We start from the raw sequence: 12,757 nt of genomic DNA, 5'->3' as shown, positions 1-12,757 counted from the left end.
TAGTGAAGCTTAATAATTGGTGGCTTCAATTTCGAAGTATTCTTGAGAATGCTCGCAAGAAGGGCATTTTTTAGGTGGACGTTGCGATTCGTGCAACAATCCGCACACACGACACTTCCAGATTACTTTGCCTTCGCGCTCAAATACACGACCTTCTTCCAGGTTTTGGTAAAGCTTGCGGTAGCGCTCTTCGTGGTGTTTTTCAATTTTAGCAATGGTTTTAAAAACAACGGCAATTTGCTTGAAGCCTTCTTCTTCAGCAATACGGGCAAACTCAGGATAAAGATCTGTCCATTCTTCGTTTTCGCCGTCAGCAGCAGCTTTCAGGTTCTCCAAGGTTGATCCGATAACACCTGCAGGGTAACTGGCTGTAATTTCAACCATTCCTCCTTCTAAGAAACGAAAAAAGCGCTTGGCATGTGCTTGCTCGTTCAAAGCCGTTTCTTCAAAAATAGCGGCAATTTGGTGCAAACCTTCTTTTTTGGCTTGCTTGGCAAAAAACTCGTAACGGTTTTTAGCTTGCGATTCACCTGCAAAGGCTTTTAGCAGGTTCTTTTCTGTTTGTGTTCCAACTATTGAATTCATGCTAATTTGTTTAAAGAATTAGTGTTGTTGATTTTTTTTGAAAAAGTTGAAGATAATTAAAAGCTATTGAACAGCCAGAAACAGTTGGATATTTAGAATGATTCAAAAAAGCCGGTGAGATGGGGCTGTTGGGGGAGAGTCTGAGTTCTCTTTTTTATCTCGTTTTCCTGTTTCTCACTTCTGGTTTCCAAAAGCCTATGCAAAAAGTATTGGGCGTTTCGTGAAAAAATTACGACATTTGCATCCTTAAAACCTAAGATTCATGACCATAGAAGAAATACAACAAGAGATTATTGATGAATTCTCGATTTATGAGGACTGGATGGATAAATACAGCTACCTGATTGAGTTGGGGAATGATTTGAAAGATTTGGATACCAAGCAAAAAAATGACCAGCATCTGATTAAAGGATGTCAGTCGCGCGTGTGGTTGGTACCTGAGTTTAAAGATGGGAAAATTTATTTTAAAGGAGAGAGTGATGCTGTTATAGTGAAAGGGTTGGTTGCCTTGTTGTTGCGTGTGGTTTCGGGACGAACTCCGGAAGAAATCATGAACACTGATCTACATTTTGTTGATGCGATTGGGTTGAAGCAACATTTGTCGCCAACACGTTCCAACGGACTGGTTGCCATGATCAAACAAATTAAGTTATATGCTGTTGCTTATAACAGAATTTCAAGTTAAAGCGGAGAAGCTATGGACTCAAGAATAGATCTGATTATAGATAATCTGAAAGAAGTTTATGACCCGGAGATTCCGGTAAACATATACGATTTAGGCCTGATTTATAACATCGATGTGGATGAAAATAATAAGGCCAGTGTTATTATGACCCTGACGGCACCTGGATGCCCGGTAGCTGATATGTTGGTGGAAGATACTCGCCAGGCAGCCCTATCCGTAGAAGGTGTCGAAGATGCTCATGTGGAGCTGACTTTTGAACCACCATGGGATAAGTCGATGATGAGTGAAGAAGCCCGCCTGGAGCTGGGATTCTTTTAAGATATAGAAGGATAACTAGAAGAATGCCCGGTTTGTTGCCGGGTATTTTTGTTTAGACTCTGTTGAATCAGTTTGATTTATGACAAGGACAAAATCGGAAAAAATAAAAGCAAAAGCACTCGAGTTAGGTTTCCTGAGTTGCGGGATTTCTGAAGCCGACTTTTTAAGTGATGAAAAGGACGCGCTACAGAAGTGGTTGCAACAAGGAATGCATGGCGAGATGAGTTATATGGAGCGTAACCAGGAAATGCGTCTTGATCCGCGATTGATTTTTGAGGGCGCCCGTTCTGTTATTTCCGTTCTGCTAAACTACTACCCCAAAAAGGAACAGCAAGATGCTGAAGCACCGGTTTTGTCGAAGTATGCCTACGGAAAAGATTATCATTTTGTGCTGAAGGAAAAGCTGAATCTGCTGTTGAAATATATACAGGAAGAAATAGCTCCCTGTAACGGACGGCCTTTTGTTGATTCGGCTCCCGTGTTGGATAAAGCCTGGGCAGCTAAAGCCGGTTTGGGATGGATTGGGAAGCATTCAAATTTGATCTCCGTTGAGCATGGGAGTTTCTTTTTTATTGGAGAGCTGATTGTTGATCTGCCGCTGGAACCTGATCAAAAAACGGTAAGGGATCACTGTGGAACATGTACGCGTTGTATCGATGCTTGCCCTACACAGGCCATTGTTGCTCCCGGAGTTGTTGATGCACGTCGGTGTATTTCTTATCAAACCATTGAGCTGCGAGGGGAGTTGGATGACAAGCTGAAAGACCAGTTTAAGAACCGGGTGTTTGGCTGTGATATTTGCCAGGATGTGTGTCCCTGGAATTTAAAGTCGGAACCGCATCAAGAACCCGATTTTGAGCCTCATCCCCAATTGCTTGAGCTCACCCGGAAAGAGTGGATGGAGATGGATCATGCTTTATTCAATGAGCTGTTTCGGAAGTCGGCTGTTAAACGTACAAAGTACGACGGGCTGAAGCGAAACCTGCGTTTTCTGGATGATCAGTAGCAACTTGTAAGCTGCATAGAAGATACCAAGGAATAGATCAACAGCAGGCGAAAGGTTTGATTTCGGCCTGCTGTTTTTTTTATAAAGACTTCGCTTTTTTAATCGTAAGATAACCCATGCCCAAATGGGAACAGTGGATTTTTTGAATCATAGGGTAAATCTTCTTTTTGAGCTTCCACAGCCTTCATCGACGAGGGAAGTTCGAATGGTAGTTTTCCATGAGGCTTGAAATCTCCGAAAATAACATCTAAAACGGCATCGTCGTAAGCTCCAAAATCAACCAGCAGTCCTTGGCTTTGGTAGGCAATTTCAGGAATGACAGCCGGACGATCCATGTACATGCAAACAATGGTTGGTTTGTGAAGCATGATGTTTAGAATGTGCGAGAGTTCGGACGCTTGAAAATCGAGCCGTCCCTGATGAAAGAGGCTTTCAATAAAATCGCCGCTACGTGGTTCAAAGGGAGTACTTAGCCGGAGTATGGCAACATCAGCATCCGCTAAACTATCAACGACGGTGGCGTAATTTGATGCAATTTCCCTGTTAATGTTTTCGGTATAGATTTTTATTCCTTTACTAAGAGGAAGAACCTTGCGATCGTTAGTCAAAGCTTTGTTTTTTAGCAGAACAATGGCTTTTCGTTGAGCCAGCTTGCCTTTGGCTTCGAAGGCTGGTTGGTTGACTGTCTGAACAGCTTGCTCAACATCGACGTAAGGATCGTCGAATAAACCCAACTTGAATTTCGCACGAAGTAAACGACGAACTGATTCGTCAATTCGTGTTTCTGAAATTTCACCTTTCTGGACTAAGCGGACCAGTTGACGGGTGTGATTATTGCCCCCAAACTGATCAACGCCTGCATCAATTACTTTGGCGATGCGTTGTTCGATGGAAAGTTTTTCAACCCCCCAATTTTTGGCTTCAACAATCTCATAACCCAAAAAGGAAAAACCTTCAATAATGCCCCAGTCTGTGCAAACGATGCCATCGTATCCGTATTGCTTTCGGAGCAGATTGGTGATGATTTCCTTATTGAAACTCATGCCTACATTTTCGCCTGTTTGGTCAACGGCAACGCCATAGTAAGGCATCATCATGGCCGTGTTGGCTTTCAGGGCGGCTTCAAATGGGATGAGATGGTAGGCGAAGTTATCTCCCGGATAAATTTGGTTCTTACCATAGCTAAAATGGGCATCTTCACCATTCTCTTGGGGGCCACCTCCAGGCCAGTGCTTGGTCATGCAGGCAACGCTGGTCGTGCCTAATGAGTCTCCCTGAAAACCATGAATGTAAGCTGCTGTCATGGTGGCGGCCAATTGGGCATCTTCTCCAAAAGTTCCATTGATTCGGGCCCAGCGTGGTTCTGTTGCCAGATCGGCCATAGGGTGCAGAGCTGTGCGGATGCCTACTGCCCGGTACTCTTGACTGGCGATTTGTCCAAACTCAACGACCAGCGCCGAGTCGCGCGTGGCAGCAAGTCCGATAGGTTCTGGCCATTTCGACCAGTTGCCCCCAAGTAGGTCGGGACCAATAAAGTTAGAAATACCATGACGTGGGTCTGTACTGATGGTAATTGGAATCCCCAAGCGTGTTTCTTCTGCTAAATGCTGAAGCTTGTTGTGCCACGAGGCTAGCTCGTGTGTGGGAGGAACGGTAAACAGGTTAAAGTGGTTGAGCTTTTGATTGATCACTAAGTCATAAGTTGAGCTTGGACTCATCAAGCCGGGTTTAGCTTGAAGTTCTCCATCATCTTCAATACCAATAGGCGGGTGCCACATCAAACCTACTTTTTCTTCGAGGTTCATTTGTTGCATCAAATTATTGATGCGTACTTCAATTGGCTGGCGATGATCTTCGTACGGATCAAGTTCCCCGTTTTTATTCAGATCGCGAAATTGCAAGCCATCAACATGGAGAACCTGAGCTTCAAGCAGTTCTTTTTGAGCTTTATTATTGAGAACAGAATAATAAACATTGAAAATGATTACGGATACGAGAATAATTCCCAGTACAATTAGTAAAAAATAGACGAGTGTTTTGAATAGCTTTTTCATGGCTGAAAAGTTTGCTGTTTTGACATAAAAGATACTCGCTATTACGATTTTAACGAAATTTTGTCAGCTGTTCAATAATATGTTTTTGTTATTTATTCTCAATATGAAGATGTTGTGAATTAGTGTTTATTTCACATCTGAATCCTGTTATTCTATGAGGCAAATCCCTATCTTTAGGAAAAAGCAAGGACTATGAAACTACCTCAATTAATCAGGAACGATAGTGGGTTGGAGCCATTTGCTTCTGTTATTACGGAACGCATGAATATTGCCAGGCAGAAAGAAGCAGAGCTCCTTAAGAATGGCTCTTTGATTGATTTTGCCAGTGGACATCTTTGGTTTGGATTACATAAAGCAAACCAGGGATGGGTGATTCGGGATTGGGCTCCTAATGCAACTCGAATCTATATGGTTGGTGATTTCAATGATTGGCAGGAAACGGAAGACTATCGTTTAAGAGCATTGGGGAATGGAGATTGGGAACTGATTTTAGAGGAAGATAAATTACGCCATGGGCAGTTGTATGCTTTTAGCGTGTATTGGATTGGAGGAAATGGCAAGCGCATTCCGGCTTGGTGTAAACGAGTGGTTCAGGATGACCACACGAAGTTATTCAGTGCCCAGGTTTGGGATCATGAAAAGGATTTTGAATGGCAACATCCGGATTATATTCGGACGGATGAGGCACCATTGATTTATGAAAGCCATATTGGAATGGCCGGGGAAGAGGAGCGTGTCCATACTTACAACGAGTTTCGGGAGCATGTTTTGCCTCGCATCAAAGCCGCAGGTTACAACACGGTGCAGTTAATGGCCATTCCGGAGCATCCTTATTATGGAAGTTTTGGTTATCATGTGTCCAGCTTTTTCGCGCCTTCTTCGAGGTTTGGAACCCCAGAGGAGTTGAAACAGTTGATTGATGAAGCACATGGGATGGGCTTGTCAGTAATTATTGATTTGGTGCATTCGCATGCTGTTAAAAATGAGGAAGAAGGATTGGGAAAATACGATGGAACGCGTTTCCAGTTTTTCCATGACGGGCCAAGGGGAGAACACCCAGCTTGGGATTCTTTCTGTTTTAACTACGGCAAAGATGAGGTGCTTCACTTTTTGCTGTCGAATATTCGCTATTGGCTTGAAAATTTTAAGTTTGATGGTTTCCGTTTCGATGGGGTAACCAGCATGCTTTATTTTGACCATGGGCTAGGAAAAGCCTTTACGCAATATGCCGATTATTTTGATGGAGGTGTTGACCAAGAGGCCGTGAGTTATTTTTACCTGGCGAATAAACTCATTCATGAGTTGAAGCCCAAAGCGCTGTCCATTGCTGAAGAGGTAAGTGGAATGCCTGGCTTGGCTACTCCAATTGATATGGGAGGATATGGATTTGACTACCGGATGGCGATGGGAGTTCCCGATTTTTGGATTAAGTTGATCAAAGAAGTCCCGGATGAGCATTGGGATATGGGACAGTTATTTTATGAGTTGACAGCCAAACGCCTGGACGAAAAAGTGGTGAGTTATGCCGAGTCACACGATCAGGCTTTGGTGGGCGACAAAACGTTGATATTCCGCCTGATGGATAAAGAAATGTACTTCAGCATGCGTAAAGATCAGCCCAATTTGATTGTTGACCGGGGAATGGCCTTACACAAAATGATGCGCTTGGCAACGGTAACAACAGCGGGAGGTGCTTACCTGAATTTTATGGGCAATGAGTTTGGACATCCGGAATGGATCGACTTTCCACGCGAAGGCAATGGCTGGTCTTATAAACATGCCCGAAGGCAATGGAATTTGGCTGATAACCCGGATTTACGTTACCACTGGCTGGGAGATTTTGACCGGGAAATGATGCAGTGGGTCAGGCAAAGTTGCTTGCTTGAGACTCCGGAAGTGGTTTGGCATTTCGATAATAAGGAAGATCAGATTTTGAGTTACTCACGCGGTGAGTTTTTGATGGTATTCAATTTTAACCCGACCAGGTCGTTTACCGATTATGGCATTCCTTTGGAATCTTCAAAGTACCGGATCCTGTTTCATACCGATGCTGGTTGCTTTGGAGGTCAAGACCGGGTTGACAAGCAAATGACTTATTACACCCGTCCTGCTGGAAGCTTGGGAAGTCAGCATTATTTGAATTTGTACTTGCCTGCACGCACAGGTTTAGTTTTAAAGAAACAAGCATTTAAACGAGTTCGCTAAATGAATCAATATTATACAGAAGTAGAATTACCGGAGTTGGAGTGGAAGATTGACCATCAGTCTAAGTTGATGATGGTGGGATCGTGTTTTGCGGAGAATATTGGAATCCGGATGCAAGAACTGAAATTTCAGGTTGACATGAATCCTTTTGGGATTGTTTACAATCCCTTGTCCGTATCGCGCAGCTTGAAGTTACTGATGGAAGGGAAGCAGTACACCGCGAATGATTTATTCGAGCATCAAGGAGTTTGGCACAGTTTTGATCATCATAGCCGTTTTTCATCGACCAATGCTGCCGAGGCGCTGGATCGCATGAATGAACAGCTGAAAACATCTGCTGAGCACTTGAAGAGTAGCGATTACCTGATTGTTTCGTTGGGGACATCGTGGGTGTATGAATGGAAGCCAACGGGACGAATCGTATCGAATTGCCATAAATTACCAGCTGCTGATTTTAAGCGATTTCGCTTAACGCCGGGTGAAATTGTTGATGAGTTAAAGGAGCTAATGACAGCCCTTTGGAAATTTAATCCAAAGTTAAAGATCCTGCTTACAGTCAGTCCGATACGTCACTGGAAAGATGGTGCTCATGGCAACCAACTCAGTAAAGCAGCACTATTGTTAGCCGTTGATCGGTTGGTCACCGGCTTTGGAACTGAGCAATGTGCCTATTTCCCTTCCTATGAAATTATGATGGACGAACTACGGGATTACCGTTTTTATACACCTGATATGGTGCATATTAGCAATCAGTCGATTGAGCATATTTGGCAGAAATTTGGGAGCTTGATGTTTGAATCTGAGACTCAACAGTTAATGAAACGGCTGAGTAAACTATCGAAAGCTGTGGGGCATCGACCCTTCAATAGAAATGCCGAAGCGTATGAAAAATTCCTGTTTTATAACTTAAAAGAGGTCGAAGATTTATTAAAAAAATTTCCTTTTCTTAATTTAAGTAAGGAAAAAGAACATTTTAAACGTGAATTGGATGGTTATCAGCACAGAGGGAAATAAATGATCCAATTTGTTTCTTTAAATTTGTAGAATACCCCTCAGCACTTTGCCTCCCGTTCTTTTGAAAAATAATAGTCAATAGTGAATAAGCCCAAAGTCAGGAACTATGAGCTACTTAAAATTTGATAAAAGTCGTTTAGTTAATCTCGAGTATTCATTGTATCGAGAAGTCCTTCGCTCCAATCGTGCAGGATCATACATTAGTAGTACGATTTCGGGATGCAATACCCGGAAATATCATGGGCTACTGGTTTGTCCTGTTGATACACTCGATAAGGACAAGCATGTGTTGCTGTCTTCTTTCGATGAAACCGTTGTGCAACGTGGTGCCGAATTTAATTTGGGGATTCATAAGTATGATAATGACTTTTATGAGCCCAAGGGACACAAGTATATTCGGGATTATGAAGTGGACCGAATCCCGAAAACGACATACCGGGTCGGAGGAGTGGTCTTAAGTAAGGAGCGGATTTTGGTGCAGAAGGAACAGCAGGTGTTGATTCGCTATACCTTGGAAGAAGCGCATTCGCCAACAGTGTTGCGTTTTAAGCCCTTTTTGGCTTTCCGCAGTGTTCACGAGTTGAGCAAAGCCAACATGTATGCCAATACAAAATACCAAAAGGTGCCCAACGGAATTAAAATGCGTTTATACGAAGGCTATCCGTTTTTGCATATGCAGTTTTCCAAGGCTGTGGAATTCATCCCAGTGCCCGATTGGTACAATAATATTGAATACCTGAAGGAAAAGAACAGAGGCTATGATTTTCGGGAAGACTTATTTGTACCCGGGTATTTTGAGCTGCCGATTAAGAAAGGCGAGAGTATTATTTTTTCCGCGTCAACGGAGGAAGCAAAAATTCCGTCGTTAAAAGGGAAGTTCACGCGCGAGCTGAACCAGCGTTTACCGCGGGATACTTTTATGAGCAATCTGCACAATGCGGCACAGCAATTTTTTGTCGAGCAAGGAAAGAAACAGGATTTGATTGCCGGCTTTCCATGGTACGGAGCTATGCCTCGGCAAACGTTTGTAGCTTTACCTGCTTTATCATTGGAGCTGGATCAGCCCGAGCGATTTGAACCCATTATTGATACTCAGCTAAAGCAACTTAAAAATGGTCTCTTTCCTTTGGTTGGAGAACAGAAAGATCCGGTTTATCATGCTGTTGATACGCCTTTGTGGTTCTTCTGGGCCTTGCAACAATATGCCGAGGAAACTAAAAACTGGAAGTATATCTGGGAAAAGTATGGGAAGGCGATGAAAGGAATTCTGACAGCTTTCAGAAACGGGACGGATTTCAATATAAAAATGAATGGGCATTGCCTGTTGGAAGGAGAAGCTGATAACTTGGCCTTAACTTGGATGAACTCCTATGTTGATGGGCAACCAGTGGTTAAAAGAGGAGGAATGCCTGTTGAGGTTAATGCCTTATGGTACAATGCTATTTGTTTTGCATTAGAATTGGCTGAAGCTTCAAATGATCAGGCCTTTGTAAAAGATTGGGAAGCCTGTCCGAAGCAAATTGCTGATGCGTTCGTTCAAATTTTCTGGAATGAGGAAAAAGGGTATTTGGCTGATTGCATTAAGGCTGGCGTGCCCGATTGGTCTATTCGCCCCAATATGGTGATTGCTGCTGCGATGGAGTACAGTCCTTTGGACCGCGAAAAACAAAAGCAGATACTCAGTGTGGCCAAACAGCAGTTGCTAACACCAAGAGGCTTACGAACCTTGTCACCCCAAAGTGCCGAATATGAAGGCTTGTGTGTGGGTAGTATTGCCGAACGGGAAAAAACACTGCATCAGGGAACGGTGTGGCCTTGGCTACTCATGTTTTTTGTTGAGGCCTATCTGAAGATACACAAACGTGGAGGAGTTCCTTTCATTAAGCGAATTGTTGAAGATTTTGAGGAGGAGATGACCGCTCACTGCATCGGAACAATTCCTGAAAACTATAATGGCAATCCGCCACACCAAGGAAAGGGCGCAATATCTCAGGCCTGGAGTGTTGCTGCTGTCATTAAAGCTTACAAGTTGATGATAAGCTATTCGGAATAAAACGATAGGTAGAAGCAGGCACAAGAGAACACGAATCGATAATACAACGAAGACAAAAGATTCTGAAATGCTGATCGCTTTTTGGTCTTGAGTCTTGGTTTTAATTTTTAGGCGCATGAAAGTATTAATGTTTGGTTGGGAGTTTCCTCCTCATATTTCCGGAGGCTTGGGAACGGCTTGTTATGGCTTGACAAGGGGCTTGGCAGCTTATAAGGATGTGGATGTCACTTTTGTGGTTCCAAAAGCACATGGTGACGAAGATCAATCAAGCATGAAATTGATTGGAGCCAATGATATTCCGATTACCCGGAAGCAGGTTCATTTTCGCGATCTTCAGAAGAAGATTGACTATTATGAGGTTGAGTCGGGCATGGTTCCCTACATGGATCCGGAGGAGTTTTGGAAACTCAGCAGTAAAAAGTACTCCAATTCCACTCGGTTTATTGAAACCAATGAGGAAGGGAAACTGCATTTTACCGGTAAGTATGGGAATGACCTGTTGTATGAAATTTATAAGTACTCGCTGGTGGCAGAGGTGATTGCCCGAGATCAGGAATTTGACCTGATTCATGCTCATGATTGGCTGGCCTATCCAGCGGGAATTGCTGCCAAAGAAATCAGTGGTAAACCCTTGGTTATTCATGTGCATGCGACGGATTTCGACCGCAGTGGAGGAAGTGTTAATCCTCAGGTTTTTGAGATTGAACAGCGGGGCATGCATGCGGCAGATAAAATTATTACCGTGAGCAATTTGACCCGGCGCATTGTTATTGAAAAGTACGGGATTGATCCGGCTAAAGTAACGACTGTTTACAATGCAGTGGAACCGGTTAGCAAAGAAGAAAAAGCCCGCTTGAAAAAAGGGGTAAACGATAAGATAGTGACCTTTTTGGGGCGGATTACGATGCAAAAAGGACCGGAATATTTTGTGGAAGCAGCAAGCCTTGTTTTAAAGAAAATGAGCAATGTTCGTTTTGTGATGGCTGGAAGTGGTGATATGATGAACAATATGGTGAAACGTGCTGCCGAGCTTAAAATAGCTGATTCGTTTCATTTTACCGGTTTCTTAAAAGGAGATGATGTGTTTGATATGTTTCGGATGAGTGATGTTTTTGTGATGCCTTCCGTGTCAGAACCCTTTGGAATTGTTCCCTTGGAGGCCATGCAAACCAACGTTCCGGTGATTATATCCAACCAGTCCGGAGTCTCTGAGATTTTGAAATATGCGGTGAAAACCGACTATTGGGATACGCATGCAATGGCTGATGCCATATACGGATTACTTAATTATCCGGGCATGTGGAACATGTTCATGAAATACGGTAAAAAAGAAGTGGACAGTTTACAGTGGAAAAATTCTGCTAGAAATGTTCGCGATGTGTATTACGATGCTTTGAAAATAGACTAAAAAGATAAACAATATGAAAGCCATTTGTTTTTACTTCCAGGTACATCAACCATTTCGGTACCGTCGTTACCGGTTTTTCGATATTGGTAACGATCATTATTATTACGACGATTACGCGAATGAAACCATTTTAAGAAAAGTGGCTGATCATTGTTATTTGCCGGTTAATAAGCTGATGCTTGAGTTGATCAACAAATACAAAGGGAAATTTAAAGTTGCTTTTTCGATCACTGGTGTCGCCTTGGAGCAATTTGAAATGTATGCCCCTGAGGTGCTGGAGTCTTTCCAGGAATTGGCTAAAACCGGTCAGGTGGAATTCCTGGCAGAAACTTATTCGCATTCATTGGTTGCTCTGAAAAGTAAGTCGCTTTTTCAGGAGCAAGTAACCAAACACTGTGATGCCATTCAACACTACTTTGGTCAGCGGCCCACTGTCTTTCGGAATACCGAGATGGTTTATTCCGATGATATCGGTGTTGCCGCAGCAGAAATGGGCTTTCAGGCTGTGTTGACAGAAGGTGCGAAGCATATTCTGGGGTGGAAATCACCGAACTTTTTGTATTGCAATGCCGTTAATCCGCGCCTGAAAGTGTTAATGCGCAATTACAAGCTGAGTGATGACATGGCTTTCCGATTCTCAAACCAGGCTTGGAACGAATACCCTTTAACACCGCAGAAACTTGTGGGCTGGATGAATGGTGACTCGAATGAAGAGATTTTCAACCTGTTCATGGATTACGAAACATTTGGCGAACACCAGTCGGAGAAAACTGGGATTTTCCGGTTTTTGGAGGAATTACCCGATGCCGTGTTTAAGCAGAAGGACTTTGTATTTGCAACGCCTTCTGAAATTATCGAAGAATTTCAACCGGTTTCTGCTGTCAGCGTGCCCCATGCCATTTCGTGGGCCGACGAAGAACGCGACCTAACTGCTTGGCTGGGGAACGAAATGCAGCAGGAAGCTTTTGATAAACTTTATGAACTGACCGACCGGATGGCTAAGGTTGACGACCCGGCATTGAATAAGGATTGGAACTTCCTCCAAGTGAGTGATCATTTTTATTACATGAGTACCAAGTTCTTCTCCGATGGCGAGGTGCATAATTATTTTAATCCGTACGAAAGTCCGTACGAGGCCTTCATCAACTACATGAATGTTTTAAGCGATTTTAAACTGAGGCTGAACACCTTTGTGCCAGAGAGTGAGCTGGAGGTGAGGTTGGCCGAACTGAACAAAGTGTTGGAGGAGAAGGAAGAAAAACTAAAGAAATACGAATCGGAAATTGCCCGGTTACAAACCCGGAAAAAGAAAAAAAAGACCGCAACTAAACCTAAAACGAGCTCAACAAAAGAGAAAAGTAAAAAATAAGTTGAACCAAAATCATGAGCATCTTTAGTTAAAAAGCTTTGTTAGAAGTTTTTTAATACT

At 43.1% G+C, this 12,757-nt stretch carries 10 protein-coding genes; 8 read left to right on the top strand and 2 right to left on the bottom strand.

Annotated elements, in window-relative coordinates:
• Positions 1-9 precede the first annotated feature (9 nt).
• Positions 10-585 carry a rubrerythrin gene (rbr, locus tag BM156_RS17450; RefSeq protein WP_093921190.1) on the bottom strand — a complete coding sequence of 192 codons (576 nt, stop codon included), beginning with the start codon at positions 583-585 and terminating at the stop codon, positions 10-12.
• Positions 586-847: 262 nt separating this feature from the next.
• Here rbr and BM156_RS17445 point away from each other — a divergent pair, with 262 nt between their 5' ends.
• From BM156_RS17445 to queG, 3 genes are all read left to right on the top strand, one after another.
• Positions 848-1,270: a SufE family protein gene (locus BM156_RS17445; RefSeq protein WP_093921189.1), complete on the top strand. Its 423-nt coding sequence runs from the start codon at positions 848-850 to the stop codon at positions 1,268-1,270.
• Positions 1,271-1,282: 12 nt separating this feature from the next.
• On the top strand, positions 1,283-1,588 hold the full coding sequence (locus BM156_RS17440) for an iron-sulfur cluster assembly protein (RefSeq protein WP_093921188.1): 306 nt from the start codon (positions 1,283-1,285) through the stop codon (positions 1,586-1,588).
• A 79-nt stretch (positions 1,589-1,667) separates the two neighbouring features.
• Positions 1,668-2,594 carry a tRNA epoxyqueuosine(34) reductase QueG gene (queG, locus tag BM156_RS17435; RefSeq protein WP_093921187.1) on the top strand — a complete coding sequence of 309 codons (927 nt, stop codon included), beginning with the start codon at positions 1,668-1,670 and terminating at the stop codon, positions 2,592-2,594.
• A gap of 98 nt (positions 2,595-2,692) precedes the next feature.
• Here queG and BM156_RS17430 read toward each other — a convergent pair whose 3' ends face one another.
• Positions 2,693-4,648 carry a glycoside hydrolase family 3 protein gene (locus BM156_RS17430; protein ID WP_093921186.1) on the bottom strand — a complete coding sequence of 652 codons (1,956 nt, stop codon included), beginning with the start codon at positions 4,646-4,648 and terminating at the stop codon, positions 2,693-2,695.
• 192 nt (positions 4,649-4,840) lie between these two features.
• Between BM156_RS17430 and BM156_RS17425 the strand changes: the two genes are divergently transcribed.
• From BM156_RS17425 to BM156_RS17405, 5 genes are all read left to right on the top strand, one after another.
• Positions 4,841-6,853, top strand: coding sequence for an alpha amylase C-terminal domain-containing protein (locus BM156_RS17425; protein WP_093921185.1), 2,013 nt, complete (start codon positions 4,841-4,843; stop codon positions 6,851-6,853).
• Positions 6,854-7,867, top strand: coding sequence for a GSCFA domain-containing protein (locus BM156_RS17420; RefSeq protein WP_093921184.1), 1,014 nt, complete (start codon positions 6,854-6,856; stop codon positions 7,865-7,867).
• Between the two features lie 106 nt (positions 7,868-7,973).
• A complete protein-coding gene (locus BM156_RS17415) occupies positions 7,974-9,920 on the top strand; it encodes an amylo-alpha-1,6-glucosidase (RefSeq protein WP_093921183.1) in 1,947 nt (648 codons plus the stop codon).
• A 115-nt stretch (positions 9,921-10,035) separates the two neighbouring features.
• Positions 10,036-11,328 (top strand): glycosyltransferase family 4 protein, encoded by a 1,293-nt coding sequence (locus BM156_RS17410; RefSeq protein ID WP_093921182.1) that lies wholly within the window; start codon positions 10,036-10,038, stop codon positions 11,326-11,328.
• Positions 11,329-11,341: 13 nt separating this feature from the next.
• Positions 11,342-12,697, top strand: coding sequence for a glycoside hydrolase family 57 protein (locus tag BM156_RS17405; protein ID WP_093921181.1), 1,356 nt, complete (start codon positions 11,342-11,344; stop codon positions 12,695-12,697).
• The last annotated feature ends 60 nt before the right edge of the window (positions 12,698-12,757 follow it).

This window comes from Sunxiuqinia elliptica, from assembly GCF_900113005.1.
Lineage (GTDB): Bacteria > Bacteroidota > Bacteroidia > Bacteroidales > Prolixibacteraceae > Sunxiuqinia > Sunxiuqinia elliptica.
This window is presented reverse-complemented; position numbering and strand designations above follow the sequence as displayed.